Annotated in this window: 12 protein-coding genes; 1 reads left to right on the forward strand and 11 read right to left on the reverse strand. The window is 64.7% G+C overall.

The window, feature by feature from the left end; genetic code table 11:
* Positions 1-39: 39 nt before the first annotated feature.
* From AC07XM_RS05210 to AC07XM_RS05235, 6 genes are all read right to left on the reverse strand, one after another.
* The gene (locus AC07XM_RS05210) at positions 40-1,680 is read right to left on the reverse strand and encodes a fatty acid--CoA ligase (RefSeq protein WP_102689528.1); all 1,641 of its coding nucleotides are present in this window, start codon (positions 1,678-1,680) and stop codon (positions 40-42) included.
* Between the two features lie 43 nt (positions 1,681-1,723).
* Entirely contained in the window at positions 1,724-4,249 is a 2,526-nt protein-coding gene (locus AC07XM_RS05215; RefSeq protein WP_060519000.1) for an efflux RND transporter permease subunit, read from the reverse strand.
* A 30-nt stretch (positions 4,250-4,279) separates the two neighbouring features.
* Positions 4,280-5,356 (reverse strand): WD40/YVTN/BNR-like repeat-containing protein, encoded by a 1,077-nt coding sequence (locus AC07XM_RS05220; RefSeq protein ID WP_016485861.1) that lies wholly within the window; start codon positions 5,354-5,356, stop codon positions 4,280-4,282.
* Positions 5,357-5,392: 36 nt separating this feature from the next.
* The gene (locus AC07XM_RS05225; protein ID WP_102689527.1) at positions 5,393-6,751 is read right to left on the reverse strand and encodes a DUF1329 domain-containing protein; all 1,359 of its coding nucleotides are present in this window, start codon (positions 6,749-6,751) and stop codon (positions 5,393-5,395) included.
* A gap of 33 nt (positions 6,752-6,784) precedes the next feature.
* Positions 6,785-8,650, reverse strand: a complete 1,866-nt coding sequence (locus tag AC07XM_RS05230; protein WP_060519006.1) for a DUF1302 domain-containing protein — start codon at positions 8,648-8,650, stop codon at positions 6,785-6,787.
* An 82-nt stretch (positions 8,651-8,732) separates the two neighbouring features.
* Positions 8,733-9,299 carry an RBBP9/YdeN family alpha/beta hydrolase gene (locus AC07XM_RS05235; RefSeq protein WP_016485858.1) on the reverse strand — a complete coding sequence of 189 codons (567 nt, stop codon included), beginning with the start codon at positions 9,297-9,299 and terminating at the stop codon, positions 8,733-8,735.
* A gap of 244 nt (positions 9,300-9,543) precedes the next feature.
* Between AC07XM_RS05235 and AC07XM_RS05240 the strand changes: the two genes are divergently transcribed.
* Positions 9,544-10,599 (forward strand): AraC family transcriptional regulator, encoded by a 1,056-nt coding sequence (locus AC07XM_RS05240; RefSeq protein ID WP_016485857.1) that lies wholly within the window; start codon positions 9,544-9,546, stop codon positions 10,597-10,599.
* An 18-nt stretch (positions 10,600-10,617) separates the two neighbouring features.
* Here the strand turns inward: AC07XM_RS05240 and AC07XM_RS05245 are convergent, their stop codons facing one another.
* The 5 genes from AC07XM_RS05245 to AC07XM_RS05265 all read right to left on the reverse strand — a co-directional run bounded on the left by AC07XM_RS05245 (position 10,618) and on the right by AC07XM_RS05265 (position 15,558).
* Positions 10,618-11,628 carry a YeiH family protein gene (locus AC07XM_RS05245; protein WP_016485856.1) on the reverse strand — a complete coding sequence of 337 codons (1,011 nt, stop codon included), beginning with the start codon at positions 11,626-11,628 and terminating at the stop codon, positions 10,618-10,620.
* The gene (locus AC07XM_RS05250; RefSeq protein ID WP_016485855.1) at positions 11,625-12,287 is read right to left on the reverse strand and encodes a DsbA family oxidoreductase; all 663 of its coding nucleotides are present in this window, start codon (positions 12,285-12,287) and stop codon (positions 11,625-11,627) included. The genes AC07XM_RS05245 and AC07XM_RS05250 overlap by 4 nt, the downstream gene beginning before the upstream one ends.
* Positions 12,284-13,618, reverse strand: coding sequence for an MFS transporter (locus AC07XM_RS05255; protein ID WP_023049160.1), 1,335 nt, complete (start codon positions 13,616-13,618; stop codon positions 12,284-12,286). The genes AC07XM_RS05250 and AC07XM_RS05255 overlap by 4 nt, the downstream gene beginning before the upstream one ends.
* 97 nt (positions 13,619-13,715) lie before the next feature.
* Positions 13,716-14,564, reverse strand: a complete 849-nt coding sequence (locus tag AC07XM_RS05260) for a TauD/TfdA dioxygenase family protein (protein WP_023049159.1) — start codon at positions 14,562-14,564, stop codon at positions 13,716-13,718.
* Between the two features lie 13 nt (positions 14,565-14,577).
* Complete coding sequence (locus AC07XM_RS05265) at positions 14,578-15,558, reverse strand: quinone oxidoreductase family protein (RefSeq protein ID WP_016485852.1); 981 nt, start codon at positions 15,556-15,558, stop codon at positions 14,578-14,580.
* Between the last annotated feature and the right edge of the window lie 48 nt (positions 15,559-15,606).

The following is a 15,606-nucleotide window of genomic DNA, read 5'->3' on the forward strand; positions in this document are numbered from 1 at the left end:
GTTGGAAAGGTGTCGGTACAGACCGACGGCTATTGGGTTTCAGCAATGCATCTCGCGGATCAGCTTCTTGTTGATCTTGCCGACACTGGTCTTGGGGATGTCCGCCACGAAGTGCACCTGGCGCGGAATCGCCCACTTGTTGATCTGGCCACTGTCGACAAACTGCTTCAGGTGCGCTTCGAGCCCTACCTGATCGAGGCTGTCACCCGGCATGCACACCACCAGCGCAATCGGCCGCTCGCCCCAGTGCGCGTCGGGAATGCCCACCACCGCCACGGCATTGACCGCAGCGTGCTGGCTGATCAGGTTCTCCAGCGCCAGCGAGCTGATCCACTCACCCCCGGTCTTGATCACGTCCTTGATGCGGTCCTTGATCTCCAGCACCCCGTGGCGGTCGATCGAGCCCATGTCGCCGGTGTGCAGCCAACCGTCCTGCCACAGTTCGGCACCCTTTTCCGGCTCGTGCAGGTACCCCTGGGTCAGCCACGGCGAACGCACCACGATCTCGCCCAGCGACTCACCGTCGTGGGCCACCTCGACGCCCGCCGCATCAACGATGCGCAGGTCGACCATCGCCACCGGGGCGCCGGTCTTGATCCGCTGCGCCACCTGTTCGCACATGGGCAAGGCCAGGTCTTCGTCGTGCAGGTGGGTCAGGGTCAGCAGCGGGCAGGTTTCCGACATGCCGTAACCGCTGAAGATCAGCATGCCGCGCTCGCTGGCCTGACGCGCCAGGCCGTGGGTAAGCGCGCTGCCGCCGAGCAGGATCTTCCAGCGGCTGAAATCGGTGTGCCGGCCTTGCTCGCTGTCGAGCATCATCTGCAGCAAGGTGGGTACGCAGTGGGAGAACGTCACCCCCTCATCGCGGTACAGGCGCACCAGCTTGTCCGGCTCGTAGCGGCCCGGATACACCTGCTTGATGCCCAGCATCGTGGCCGTGTAGGGCACGCCCCAGGCGTGCACATGGAACATCGGGGTGATCGGCATGTACACGTCGCTGGATCGCAGCAACGGCTGGCCGTCGTAGGCGGCGAAAGTGCCTAACTGGTTCAGGGTGTGCAGCACCAGCTGGCGGTGCGAGAAGTACACCCCCTTGGGGTTGCCGGTGGTGCCGGTGGTGTAGAACAGCGTGGCCACCGACTGCTCGTCGAAGTCCTCGAACTCGGCCTCGGGGCTGGCTGCATCCAGCAGCGCTTCGTACTCGCCGAGCACCGGCAGCGACGTGGCCGCAGCCTCCCGGTCCGTCAGTTGCAGGTAGCCTTTGACCTTACCCAACTGGCCGTGCAGCTGCTCCAGCAGAGGCACGAAGTCGTCATGCACCAGCACCAGGTCATCCCCGGCGTGGTTCATGGTGTAGGCCACCTGCTCCGGCGACAGGCGAATGTTCACTGTGTGCAGCACCGCGCCAATCATCGGCACGGCGAAGAAGCATTCCAGCGAACGGTGGCTGTCCCAGTCCAGCAGCGCGACGGTGTCACCGGCCTGCACGCCGGCCGCGCGCAGCACGTTGGCCAGGCGCCGCACCCGCTGCTCGAGCTCGCGGTAGGTGTAGCGCAGCGTGTCGGCGTAGACGATCTGCTGGTCCGGCTGGTGTTGCACACCCGACATCAGCAGGCGTTTGATCAGCAAGGGGTAGGCATAGGCGCCGGCTGCCGGCGGCATTATTTTTGTCTTGGCCATGACGTTGGTTCCAGTTTCCATGTTCGAATCGACTAAGAGCTGACTACGCCTGCACCCGCGCTTGCGCGCGTGGTACCTGGGCACTGTCACGGGGCTGTGGTGCGGCTTCGCAATGCGCGGGGGCCGCCGCGACAAAGCGCTTGTCCGGCAGCAGGAAGTGCGACAGGGCCGGGATCAGCAGCAGTGCGCCGAGCATGTTCCAGAGGAACATGAAGGTCAGCAGGATGCCCATGTCGGCCTGGAACTTGATTGGCGACCACGCCCAGGCGACCACGCCGGCAGCCAGGGTGATACCCACCAGCCCGACCACCCGGCCGGTGAAGGCCACGGCGTTCTGGTACGCCTCGCCCAGGGTGCGGCCCTGCCGCTGGTAGTGCAGCTGCACACTGAGCAGGTACAGCGCGTAGTCCACGCCGATGCCGACGCCCAGGGCGATCACCGGCAAGGTGGCCACTTTCACGCCAATGCCCATGGCCACCATCAGCGCTTCGCACAGCACTGAAGTCAGCACCAGAGGCAGCAGCGCCACCAAGGTCGCGCGCCAGCTGCGGAAGGTGATCAGGCAGAACAGCGTGACCGCCAGGTAGACGAACAGCAGCATGGTGCGGTTGGCTTCGCGCACCACGATGTTGGTGGCAGCTTCGATACCGGCGCTGCCGGCGGCCAGCAGAAACTGCCGGTCGGGGCTGCTGTTTTCGCGGGCGAAGCGGTCGGCGATGGCCACCACGTCGTCCAGGGTCTGGGCCTTGTGGTCCTTGAGGTAGGCGATCACCGGCATCATCGAGCAATCGGTGTTGAACAGCTCCGGGGCGTTGACCGAAGCCTGCTGGGCGGCGTAGTTGAGCATGTCCTGGTTGCGCTGCAGGCTGCTCATCTTCGGGTTGCCTTCGAAGGCGCCTGCGGTGATCTGGCGCACGGCGTTGACCAGCGACACTGTGGTCTGCACCCCGGGGTACTGCTGCAACTGCCAGGCCAGGCGGTCGGCGAGGATCAGCGTCTTGTAGCTCAGGCAGCCTTCCGGCGGGGTCTTGATCATCACCGCGAACAGGTCGCTGGACAGCGCGTAGTGGCTGGTGATGTAGGCGTTGTCGCGGTTGTAGCGCGAATCGGCGCGCAGCTCCGGCGCGCCGCTGTCGAGGTCGCCGATCTTCAGCTGCAGGCTCACCCAGAAACCGCCCAGGCCCAGCAACGTGGCTACCAGCAACGCGCCGGTGGCCCACTTGCGCGTGGTAAAGCGGTCGAGGGCGTCCCACAACTTGCCAAAGCCCCGGTGCTCGGCGGCGCGCTGGTCGATACGCAAGGCACGCTCCGACGCCTTGCGGCCAACGCCAACGTAAGACAGCGACACTGGAATCAACAGCAACGAGGTGAAGATCAATACCGCCACGCCGATGCTGGCGGTGATCGCCAGGTCCTTGATCACCGGAATGTCGATCAGCATCAGCACGGCAAAGCCCACGGCGTCCGCCAGCAGCGCCGTAACCCCGGCCACGAACAGGCGGCGGAAGGTATAGCGCGCCGCCACCAGCTTGTGGGTGCCACGGCCGACGTCCTGCATGATGCCGTTCATTTTCTGCGCCGCGTGCGACACGCCGATGGCGAAGATCAGGAACGGCACCAGGATCGAGTACGGGTCGATGGCATAGCCGAGCCAACCGACAATGCCCAACTGCCACACCACCGCCGCCAGGGAGCAGAACACCACCAAGAGGGTACTGCGCACGCAGCGGGTGTACAGGAAGATAATCACCAGCGAGGTGACCACCGCCAGGGCGAAGAACATCATCACCTGGATCAGGCCGTCGATCAGGTCGCCCATCAGCTTGGCAAACCCGATGACCCGCACCTTGTACTTGCCCTCGCCTTCCTTGCCAGACGCGCGCGCCTTGCTGTCGCCGCCGTATTCGTACGTGTCGCGCAACTGCTGTTCGAGCATCTGCGAGAACTGCCGGTAGTCGATACCGCGCCCGGTAGCCAGGTCGTGGTCGAGCAGCGGCACCACCAGCATGCTGGACTTGAAGTCGCTCGCCACCAGGCTGCCGACAATACCGGCACGGTTGATGTTCTGGCGCAACTGCTCGATGTCGGCCGGTTTGCCCTGGTAGTCATCGGGCATCACCGCGCCACCCTGGAAGCCCTCCTCCGTGACCTCGGTCCAGCGCACGCCTGGGCTCCACAACGACTTCATCCAGGCACGATCGACGCCCTGGGCAAGGAACAGCTCGTCGTTGATCTTTTTCAGCACGTCCAGGTATTCGGGGTCGAAGATATCGCCCTGGGTGTTCTCCACCACCACCCGCACCGAGTTGCCCAGGCCGCGCAGCGACTTGCGGTTGTCCAGGTAGTTCTGGATGTAGGGCTGGCTCTGCGGGATCATTTTCTCGAAGCTCGGCCGCAGTTCCAGGCGAGTGACAGCCACATAGCCGAGCACCAGCGTGGCCAGCACCATGAACAGCATGAACAGCGGGCGATAGTTGAAGATCATGCGTTCGAGCAGGTTGCCGGAACGTGGATCGAAATCCCGCAGGTCGCGGATCACCGGCATGGTGTCTTGCTTGATGTTGGCCATCACGAGGCTCTCTTGGAATACTTGTGGGTCTTAGCGGGCTGGCAGCACGCGCACGCCGCGCTCACCTACCAGCACGGTGCCGTTGCCGCGGGTCTGCAGGGCAGCCGCCACAGGTGCCAGCGGCACCTGCGGTTGCAGGGCGAAGCTCTGACCGCCGTCGTGGCTGCGCAGCACATGCCCGGCCTGGCTGAACAGCCAGTAGTCACCCTGGCTGTCGAGGCTGGCGGCGGTGATGCTCTGGCCCAGCCCGGTGTCCACCTTGGTCCAGCTCTGGCCGCCGTCGAGGCTGCGCGCCACGTGGCCACGCAGGCCGTAGGCAAGCACTTCGCCGGGCTTGCCGAGAATGCCGAACCAGGTGCCCTGGTAAGGGCCAGGCAGGGCGACGAAGCGCTGCTGCCGGGCATTCCACTTAAGCAGCAGGCCCTGTTCGCCGGCCACGTAAAGGTCATCGCCGACCGCCCGGATGGCATTGAGGTGCAGGCCTTGCGGGTTGTCGGTGCGGTCCTGCATCGGCACCCAGCTTTCGCCACCGTCGTCGGTGCGCAGGATCAGGTTGAACACGCCCACCACATAGCCGTGCCGGGTGTCGGTGAACCACACACCCAGAAACGGCTTGTCGGCACCCTCCTGCTCCAGGCGCTGGCCTTCGGCGGCGAACTGCGGCCATTGCGCATCGTCGGGGTGGGCCTGTGCCAAGGCCTGGTAATGGGCCGTGACCAGTGCACCGATCTTCCGGCCATCGAGCTGCACGGCCCAGTTCACACCGCCATCACGACTGTGCAGCACCACGCCATCGTTGCCTGCCGCCCACCCTTCCTGGGGGGTTGGGAACGCCAGGGCATTGAGGTCGGCGCTGACTGGCACGCTGGCCTGGCGCCAGTCCTGGCCCTGATTGTCGGAATACACGATGTGCCCACGGGGCCCCACCGCGACCAGCCGCTCGCCGGCCCGCACCACATCGCGCAGGGCGCTGTGCACCGCTAGCGCGCTAGGCTCGGCCGGCAGGTCCAGCACATCGACATAGGCCGCCTGGGCCACACCGCAGCTGCCGCCCAGGGCGAGCGTGATTGCCAACGCCCACGGCGCATACTTGTTCAAAGAAGCCATGCCACATCCTCTGCAAAACCTGACGGGTCATCGGGGTCAGCGAATGCCGGCGCCGGCCAGTGCTTCCGGTGACCACTGCGCCTTGGACAGAGGGGCGACGTACTCGATACCGCCGTGCGGGCCGATCAGGCCGTTGACGTTGTAGGTGCCACCGACCAGGTCGTAGACCACGTGCGGGTTGTTGTTGGGAATCTGCACGTCGTAGCTCTGGGTGAAGAAGCTGAACGAGCCGCGATACAGCTGGCCACGGGCGTCGTACTGGTCAGAAGCCAGTGCAAACCAGCTGTCCTCGTCAAGGTAGAAGCGGCGCTTGGCATAGATGTGGCGGGCATTGCCCTTGAGGGTGCCTTCCACTACCCAGACACGGTGCTTTTCCCAGCGCACCTGGTCGGGCGAGAGGTGGTTCGGCGTGGTCAGGGCCTTCGGGTCGTGGATGTAGGTGAGCTTGTAGGTGTTGTACGGCACGTACATTTCTTTCTTGCCGAGCAGTTGCCAGTCGTATCGGTCCAGCGCACCGTTGAACACGTACACGTCGTCGAAGGTACCGGAGCCTGCGGTGCCTGGGTTGGGTGTGTCGTAGGCCAGGTTCGGCGCCAGCTTCACCCGGCGCTGCCCTGGCAGGTACTGCCAGGCGCGGCGCTCTTGTACCAGCGGGTTGGCGGCGTCCTTGAGCATCATCGACTCACCGGCGCGGCGCGCCGGGCCTTCGAAGTACAGCTTGGTCTGGAAGTAGATGTCCTTGGGTTCGATGACTTTGTTCATGTCTTCGTAGATCGGGTAGGCGTTGTACGCCAGGCCCGTGGTGGCCAGGGCCGCGACACCGGCGGAGTCGACGTTCCAGGAGTCATACTTGGCCTTCTGTGCCACACCCTGGTAGCGCAGCAGGTGGTTCCACATGGCCTCGGCGCCCGACTGCGGGATCGGGAACGGCACGCCGGGCAGCACATTTTCGATGGCCATGCCGTCCTGCAGGGACTTGGCATTGGCGGCATTTTTCAGGGTGTTGTCGAGCAGCACCTTGGGCAACGCCGCGGTGCGGTGGCTCGGGTACACATCGATGTGGAAGCTCGGGAAGCGCTTGGCCAGCTCCACGGTGGTAGCGGTCAGCGAATCCTTGTACTGGTCGACGTTCTTGCCGTCGATCACCAGCAGCGGTTTCTCCGAGGCGAAGGGGTCCGGGCGCAGGGTATCGCCCTGCTTGAAGCCGGCGGGCGGGGTGTTCAGGCCACCCTGGTAGGCCGGGATCGCGCCGTCGGTACTGGCGGCCTTGTCGGCGCCGACCATGGTCAGGTCCTTGCCCAGCCGGGCGACGTCCTGGGCCGGGGCGGCCGCATGGGCACTACCGGCAATAACGACCGCAAGCGAGGCCGACAGCAGGCTATTGAGATACTTCATCGCGTTTCTCCGCTTGTTGTTGTACTAGGAGCTTCAGAAGGTGGTCTTGAACGAGGCCGTGACCATGCCGCGATCTTTCAGCAGCGGTGCAAGCCCAGCCTGCGAAGTGATCTGCCCGGGGATGCACTGGTAGCGCCCGTTGGTGCCCGGGGTGTTGTTGTCGGTGCCGGTTTCGCAGGTATCGAACTTGCCGAAGGAGTCGACGTACTTCAGGTCGAACTTGTACTTCTGGTAGACGTCGGCGGCGATCCCGATCGAGTAGCTGCCGGCGTCTTCGTTACCGCCCAGCTGCACGGCCGAGTTGCCCTTGAGGCCAACGTTGTAGGACAGCGGCAGTGTGATATCGACCCCTGGCAGCGCCTGGAACCAGGTCGGGGTGAAGTTGACTGCCAGGGTGTAGGCGTTGGTGGTGACCTTGTCGACGCCTTCGTAGCTGGCGTCGCCCTTGAAGGTTTGCTCGCCCTTGTCGACGCTGACCAGATGGGTCATGGCGCCTTCCACGGCCAGCGACGAAGCGTTCCACAACGGCGTGGCGCCGAACGACACCAAGCCGTTGAGTACCACATGCAAGGTCTTGCCGCGGGCCAGCCCGGTTTCACCGTGGCCTGGCACTTCGCCGATCAGGTTGGTGCCGCCGGCGGTGCCGGCCAGGGCACCGTACAGCGGCCCGTTGATCGTGGTGAAGTTGCTGATCAGCGGCATGTTTTCGCGGTAGTTGACGTCCAGCCCCACGCTCACCGGACCAACGCTCTTGGCCAGGCTGATGCCGTAGATATCGATATCGTCGGCATAGGCCGTCATGTAGCTAGTGCCTTCCAGGCTGCCCGTGTGCAGGTTGGGGGCATTGATCAGCACCGCGGGGGTCGGGTCGGAGGTATTGCGGTAGTAGAAGCCCAGGGTGCCGTCGAGCCATTCCGGGCTCCACTTGGCCATTACACCGAAGTCGCCGCTGTTGTGCGGGCGGATGTCATGCCCGCGGGGTGCGCCATAGAAGGCACCGGCACCGCCGACTGCGTTGGGCACCGGCAGCCAGAAAATGTCGGCACCGTCGCCAAGCATGTCGTAGGCGCCCATGTAGGTGCCCCCTTCAGGCAGGCGCGAGTTTTCGAATTCGAGAAAGTACTGGGCCGCCAGGGTCAGTTCCGGGTTGATCGTGTAGCTCAGCGACAGCTGCTTGCGCGGCAGGAACAGTTCCTTGGTTTCGGTGCCGGGCACGTTGTACAGCTTGGCCAGGTCCAGTGCCGACTGGCCATAGTTGATGCCGTTGGCGGCGTTGAACAAGGTCTCGCCCCAGTACAGCGAGTGCCAGCCGAGCTTGCCGCTCACCATTGACTCGTCACCGATTTCGGTGCTGTAGAACACAAAGGCATCGAGGAATTCGCCAGACGGGCCGTTGTAGTACCGGTCGCTGTAATTGCTCAGGCCATGGCGCCTGGACGGGCCGCCCTGCAGCACAGCGCCAGCCGGCAGGCCACCGGCCGGGCGCGCCAGCACCAGGTTGCCGGCATTGCCCGCCTGGCCGGGAAACGGGTTGGAATTGGAGCCCACGTCGTCATAAGCGTGGTCGTACCAGCTCGCAGCACTAACACGCATGCCCATGTTGCCCTGGTACACCACGTCCAGTTCGGTCAGCAGGTCGACCCGCTGGGTCACCGCGCTGCCGACGCTGAAGTTCTTGTCACCGTCGTTGAGGTTGGCGGTGCGGGCGACCTTGGCGTTCTGGCCCTCGACGCGCTGGCCGTAGCTGAGCTTGGCGGTGTTGTCGAAGCGCACGTTCCAGTCAGGGTCGGCGAGGTCAAGCTGAAATGCCTGGGCAGCCGGCGCGCCGGCGACCAGCACCAGCGTGGCCAACAGATTGCGGCGGTGAAGGCAGAAGAGAACGTTCTTATTGTTGTTCATGCGGTATCTCTGCTTGGGATGTGCAAGGTGCCAGCAACGATCGGGCGCCGGCCTGACCCTGAGTGCGCGTGCCCCGGGCGGTTTAGCGATCGAGTTGCTGGATCAAGGCCTCGGCGTGTGGCCATGGGCCGAAGCCCGAGGCTGGGTTGAGGTGGCCAACGGCGCCGAGATCGACCAGCTCGCTGCCCCACTCGTCGGCCATGCGGGCGACGGCTTCGAAGCTCGCCAGGTGGTCGTTGCTGCTGGCCGCGACCAGGCTGGGGAATGGCAGCCGGCCGCTTGGCAGGGGTGCCCAGCCGTTGGCGCGCAGGCTGTCGGGGGTGGGATAATTGGCCGGCCAATCGGTATCCAGGTCCGGTGGGGCGGCCAGCAAGGCGCCCTTGATCGGGCGTTGGTAGCGGGCGGCCCAGTGCGCCACCATCAGCACACCGGCGCTGTGCGCGACCAGGATCACCGGGCCGTCAATGCTGGCCAGTTCGCGCTCGATCGCTTCGACGCGGGCGCTGCAACTGAGCTTGTCGGTTTCCAGCGGTGGTACCGAGCGCACCTTGCCCAGGCGCGCTTGCAGCAGGGTTTGCCAATGTTCGGGTACATGGTCGCGCAAGCCAGGCACGATCAGCACGGTTGCGGCGGTTTGCAGTTTTTCCACGTCAGGGCCCTTGCTCTGGTCAACTCGGTCGATTGCCGACTGCTTGAAGCCAGAGTAAAGAGTCGCCCTGCCAGCCGCTTTACATTGCGCGTCACGAACTTTTCAGTTGATGACACGGCTGCCGTGCCGCCCGGCCCCGGGCTCCGCTGCTCGGAAATGGCTTTGCATCTGACGACACAACCGCTATAAAAGACCACCCGCCAGCGCAGCGGAAGCTCATCAAGATCACGTGGAAAACAATAAAATGACCGTGCTCGCCCGTGCTGCAACCCTCACCAATTACCTGGAAGTTTCACGCCATCTGGGCCTCAACGGCCATGGCCTGCTGGCTCAGGCCGGCCTCAGTGCATCGCTGCTGGAAACCCCCGATCAACGCATCCCGGTGGCCGCTGCCATCAACGTGCTGGAGGAGTCGGCGCGGCTGAGCGGCTGCGAAGCCTTCGGCCTGCGCATGGCCGAACTCCGCCAGTTGTCGGACTTTGGCCAGGTCAGCCTGCTGATCAGCCATCAGCACTCGCTGCGCGACGCCCTGCAGGTGATCGTGCAGTACCGCCACCTGCTCAACAACGCACTGGCCATCCACATCGAGGAAATCGGCAAGACGGTGATCATCCGCCAGGAGGTCATCACTGACCAGCCGATGCACAGCCGCCAGGCTATCGAGCTGGCCATCGGCGTGATGCACCGCTTCTGCTCGGCGCTACTGGGCTCGCACTGGCACCCGATCAGCGCCAACTTCACCCACGCCGCCCCCGCTGACCTGGCCATCCACCGGCGCATCTTCGGCTGCAAACTGGAGTTCAACACCGACTTCAATGGCATCGTCTGCTCGGCATCCGACCTGGACACCGCCAACCCCCAGGCCAACGAAGGCATGGCGCGGCTGGCGCAACGTTATGTGGGGTTGCTGCAGGACGAAAACCTGCCATCACTGACGCTGGAAGTGCGCAAGGCGATCTTCCTGCTGATGCCCATGGGCCGCGCCACCATCGAGCACATCGCCCAGACCCAGGGCATGAACGTGCGCACCTTGCAGCGGCGCCTGGAAGAAGAAGGCGCGACCTTCAGCGAGCTGGTCAACGGCGTACGCCGCGACCTGGTGGTGCGCTACCTGGAAAGCCCTGGCTATTCGCTGGGGCGCATCGCCGACATGCTCGGTTATTCCATGCACAGCTCGTTCACCCGCTGGTTCATCAACCAGTTCGGCCAGCCGCCAGCCACCTGGCGTGCGCAGCATGAGCCGCACACACAAACCAGACGCAACCGCAGCGCCGCCCAGGCGACCACCAGCGCACGCTGACGGCCCTGGGCCTCTGGGCTACAGGCCGACGTGCATCAGGCCCAGCACCAGCAGCACCAGGAACACCGTCTCGCCCACCATCAGCAAAATCGGCTTGATGCCTACGGCGGCCAGCTCCTTGAGCTGGGTTTTCATGCCCAGGGCTGCGATCGATACCACCAGGCACCCACGCGACAGTTCGTTGATACTGCCCTGCACCGCCAGCGGCACCCAGCCGGTGCTGTTGACGCAGGCAAGGATCATGAAGCCGACCGCGAACCATGGCAGCAACGGCGGGCGCTTGCCGGTACTGTCGATACCCTGGCGACGCGCGATCATGGCCGCGACGACGATCACCGGCACCAGCATGGCCACGCGCATCAGCTTGACCACCGTGGCGGTATCACCGGTTTCGGTGGACATGCTGTAGCCGGCCCCCACCACCTGCGCCACATCATGGATGGTGGCGCCGAGGAACACGCCGGCGGCTTGCGGCGACAGGCCCAGGGCATTGGCGATCATCGGGTAGAGGATCATCGCCAGGGTCGACAGCGCCGACACGCCGATCACCGTGAACAGCGTCGCCCGTTCCTTCTGCGGGTGGCTGGGCAGCGCAGCAGCCAGCGCCAGCGCCGCCGAAGCACCGCAGATCGCCGTGGCGCCGCCTGTCAGCATGCCGAACAGGCGCTGGAAGCCCATGGCCTTGGCCGCCACCATCGACACGCCGATGGTCACCACCACCAGGATCACCACCAGCGCCACCGCCTTCCAGCCAAGGCCAGCCATCTGCTCCAGGGTGATGCGCATGCCCAGCAGCGCGACGCCCAGGCGCAGCACGCTGCGCGCGGTAAACTCGATGCCGGCCTTGCACTTGCCGTCCGCGCTCAGAAAGTTCAGCGCCAGCCCCAGCAACAGGGCGAACAGCATCACCGGCGCGCCGTAGTGTTCGGCCAGGAAACTCGCCGCACCCGCGGCGATCAGGCTGACGATCAGGCCCGGGGCCAGGTCGCGCACCCGGTTGTTGACCCAGGCAAACGCCAGCGTGCTCATGCCTCCCTCTCCGCCAGGCCCGACACCGCCAGATGCATGGCCTCCAGCAAGGCCTCGGCCGGCTGCGCACCAACCACTTGCAGCCGGTCATCGAAAACGAAGCACGGCACGCCACGGCCGGCGATGTCGGCGCCGGCACTGACGAACGGCAGGCCATCGCCACGCACGCTGCCGGCCAGGGCCTCGGGGGCAAAGCCGCACTGCTCGGCGATGCACAACAGCGTAGCGCGGTCGCCCAGGTCTTCACCCTGCTTGAAATACGCAGCCAGTAACCGCTCCAGCAGTGCCTCTACCTGTGCTTCATTGCCCAGCTCACTGGCGTGAAGCAACAAGCGATGGGCGTCGGCGGTATTGGGCATGCGCTCGATGCGGCTGAATTCGATCTGCTCGCCGACGGCGCTGGCCGCTTCGCGCACCTGGGCCTGACGTTGCCGCACGGCCTGATCGCTGCCCAGGCGTCGCCGGTAAAACTCGGCGAACGGCTGGCCGTCAAATGGCAGCTCAGGCAACAGTTGCACGCCCTGCCAGGCCAGGTTGACCTCGACCTCTGGCTGCGCTGCCTTGAACTGCACCAGGGCGGCTTGCAATTGCCGGCGGCCTATCAAGCACCACGGGCAGATAAAATCGAAGTACACATCAATCGACAACAAACGCTTCACGAACGGGCCTCCAGTTCTGGCTGGACAGGTGCCTGGGCGGTTTCACCGAGCTGCAGGCGCGCCATGTCCAGGTGATAGTGACGCTTGGCATAAATGAACACCGCTGCTGCGCCGATGCTGATCAACGGCACCAGCTGGAATGCCGACTGCAAGCCGATCAGGTCAGACACCTTGCCGGTGATCAGCGGGCCGGTGGCCAACCCGAGCAGGTTGTTGCACAAGGTCAGCGTGGCAAACGCGGTGCCGTGCACCGTGTAGTGGGTGAGGTTGGCGACCATGGCGCTGGACGGGCCATTGGTGCCGGCGGCGATCATCATGCCCAGGCAAATCAGCACCAGTTGCGGCATGCCCGGCGGCAAGGCAAAGGCCACTGACAGCAGCACACAACTGCCCAGGCAGTAGGCGATGGCCAGGCTGATTTTGTAGTCCGGGCGCTTGCGCCCCATGCGGTCGCAAAGCATGCCGCACAGCACGATGCCCACCCCGCTGCACAGCACGATAATCGCAGCCACGGCGCCGGCGCGGTCAGTGTTCATGGCGTAGTAGCGGTTCAGGTAGCTGGGGAACCACACGATCACCGTGCCACCGACGAACAACTGCAAACCGCTGCCGACATAGGCGCTGATGACCGAGCGGCTTGAATACAGGGTACGCAGTGGCCGCATTGCCTTGAGCGCAGCCTTGTCGGGCGTTGCCGTCAGGCCTTTGGGGGCAATGCGCGCCTCGCGCACGATGAGCGGATACAGCAGCGCCAGCGCAAGGCCAAAGAAGGCCATGCCGGCGAATGCCCAGCGCCACCCCAGGTGCTGGGCCATCACACCGCCCAGGCCCATGCCCAGTACCGAACCGAACATGCCACCGGCCATGAACGAGCCGGCCAGGGTGGCGCGCATCTCACGCGGGAACACCGCCACCACCACGGCAATACCGACGCTGCCGTAGGCCGCCTCGCCGACACCAACCAGAAAGCGTGCGATGAACATCTGCTGGTAGTTTTCCGCCAGGGCGCAACCCAAGGTCGCCAGGCTCCACATCACGGCCATGAACGTCAGGCTCTTGATCCGGCCAATGCGGTCGGCCAGCAACGACAGGGGGAAGGTCAGCAAACCGACCATCAGCGCGACGATGCCGCTGAGCAGCCCCAGCTGGCTGTCGCTGAGCTGCCATTCCTGCTTGAGCAGCGGGAATACGGCGTTGAGCACTTGCCGCGACATGTAGTCGGAAATCAGCAGGCCGAAGGTCAGGGCGAAAACGATCCAGGCGTAGCGCCGTGGAATGCCGAGCGAAGTATCAGTGCCTGGTTCTGCCGCACTGGCGTGATAGGTGGCCATGCTGCCTCCTCGGATATCTGAGTTTTATTGTTGTTATTGCTTACAGGCTATCGCGTAGCGATTGGGGCCGCATTGCGGCCCCAACGTGTCTGGCGGGTCAGAAAGTCGCATCCCCCATGATCCCGGCGCGCTCCATCTTGCGGTGGCAGGCGGGGTAATCCATGACGGCGTAATGCTGGGTACTGCGGTTGTCCCAGATGGCAATGCTGTTGGGCTTCCAGCGCCAGCGCACCTGGTACTCGGGGATGTAGGCCTGGCTGATCAGGTAGCGCAGCAATTCGCCCGCGCCGGGGTTGGCGTCCTGGCCGAAACGCACGCGCTCGGGGGTGTGGTAGTTGCTGAAATGGGTGGCGAAGGCGTTGACGAACAGCACCTTCTCGCCGGTTTCCGGGTGGGTACGCACCACCGGATGCTCGGCATCGGGAAAGAGGGCCTTGAGGGCAAGGCGCTTTTCGATCGGCATGGCGGCGCCGAAGCTGGCCTCGATGCTGTGCCGGGCACGCAGGCCCTCGATGCGCGACTTGATCTCGGTAGGCAGGTTGTCGTAGGCCAGCACCATGTTGGTCCACAGGGTGTCGCCGCCCACCGCAGGGCTTTCCACGCAGCGCAGCACGCACCCCATCGGCGGTGCTTCACGCCAGGTGGCATCGGTGTGCCAGGCATTTTCATAGCGGTCTACCGGCGTTTCCGGCGATTTGTAGATCCGCACCAGGCCGGGGTGGTCCGGGTCGCTGCCGACCACGGGGTGGTCCTCCAGCTCGCCAAAGCGGCGGGCGAACGCCACGTGGTCGGCGCGGCTGATGTCCTGGTCGCGCAGGAACAGCACCCGGTGCTTGAGCAACTGGGCACGGACCTCTGCAAACAGGCCGTCATCATGAATCGCATCGGCCAGCCTGACGCCAAGCAGTTCAGCACCGATGGCGCAGGTCAATTGTTCGACTTGCATGGCAGTGCCCTCCTCAGATGACGAAGATCGACGAACCGGTGGTCTTGCGCGACTCCAGATCACGGTGCGCCTGAACTGCGTCCTGCAAGGCGTAGTGCTGGTTGATCTCGATCTTGATGCGGCCACTGGCCACATGGCCGAACAGCTCGCCTGCCAGGGCGGCTTTCTCAGCCGGGTCGGCGATATAGTCGGCCAGTGCCGGGCGGGTCAGGAACAACGAGCCCTTCATCGCCAGGATCTGCGGGTCGAACGGTTCGATGGTGCCAGAAGCGGTGCCCACGCAGACCATCAGGCCACGGCGCTTGAGCGAGTCCAGCGAGCCCATGAAGGTAGTGCGCCCGACGCTGTCGAACACCACGTTGACGCCAACCCCATCGGTCAGCTCGCGCACGCGCTTGGCCACGTCTTCGTGGCTGTAGTTGATGGTGTGGTCGCAACCATGGGCACGCGCCAATTCGGCCTTGGCGTCGGTGGACACGGTACCGATCACGGTCAGCCCCAGCAGCTTGGCCCACTGCGAGACGATCAAGCCGACACCACCCGCAGCGGCGTGCAGCAGGATGCTGTCACCCGGTTTGAAGTCGTACAGGCGACGCATCAGGTACGAGGCCGTGAGGCCGCGCATGGTCATGGCCGCGGCCGTTTCGAACGCGATGGTTTCCGGCAGCTTGATCAGCGGCGCGGCAGGGATCAGGCGCTCGGTGCTGTAGGCGCCGAGGGTATTCATGAAGCCGGTGTAGGTCACCCGGTCGCCGACCGCTACGTCGCTGACACCCTCGCCCACCGCCTGGACCACGCCGGACGCTTCCACGCCCATGCCGTTGGCCAGCGGGATCGGGTAGGTGCCGTTGCGGAAATAGGTGTCGGCGTAGTTCAAGCCGACCGCCACGTGCCGCAGGCGCACCTGCCCAGGGCCCGGTTCGCCGACTTCGACGTCTTCGTAGCGCAGGACCTCAGGCCCTCCGGTTTCGTAGAAACGTACCGCTTTGGCCATGCCAATCTCCCTTCTTGTAGTTTTTGTTGAACAGCAACATGCGTCTTG

This window comes from Pseudomonas sp. GW460-LB5 (assembly GCF_059423245.1).

Excerpts from the sequence above, each read along its gene's own strand:
- AC07XM_RS05210 (WP_102689528.1), bottom strand. The coding sequence starts at position 1,680 with ATGGCCAAGACAAAAATAATGCCGCCGGCAGCCGGCGCCTATGCCTAC.
- AC07XM_RS05215 (WP_060519000.1), bottom strand. The coding sequence starts at position 4,249 with ATGGCCAACATCAAGCAAGACACCATGCCGGTGATCCGCGACCTGCGG.
- AC07XM_RS05220 (WP_016485861.1), bottom strand. The coding sequence starts at position 5,356 with ATGGCTTCTTTGAACAAGTATGCGCCGTGGGCGTTGGCAATCACGCTC.
- AC07XM_RS05225 (WP_102689527.1), bottom strand. The coding sequence starts at position 6,751 with ATGAAGTATCTCAATAGCCTGCTGTCGGCCTCGCTTGCGGTCGTTATT.
- AC07XM_RS05230 (WP_060519006.1), bottom strand. The coding sequence starts at position 8,650 with ATGAACAACAATAAGAACGTTCTCTTCTGCCTTCACCGCCGCAATCTG.
- AC07XM_RS05240 (WP_016485857.1), top strand. The coding sequence starts at position 9,544 with ATGACCGTGCTCGCCCGTGCTGCAACCCTCACCAATTACCTGGAAGTT.
- AC07XM_RS05245 (WP_016485856.1), bottom strand. The coding sequence starts at position 11,628 with ATGAGCACGCTGGCGTTTGCCTGGGTCAACAACCGGGTGCGCGACCTG.
- AC07XM_RS05255 (WP_023049160.1), bottom strand. The coding sequence starts at position 13,618 with ATGGCCACCTATCACGCCAGTGCGGCAGAACCAGGCACTGATACTTCG.
- AC07XM_RS05260 (WP_023049159.1), bottom strand. The coding sequence starts at position 14,564 with ATGCAAGTCGAACAATTGACCTGCGCCATCGGTGCTGAACTGCTTGGC.
- AC07XM_RS05265 (WP_016485852.1), bottom strand. The coding sequence starts at position 15,558 with ATGGCCAAAGCGGTACGTTTCTACGAAACCGGAGGGCCTGAGGTCCTG.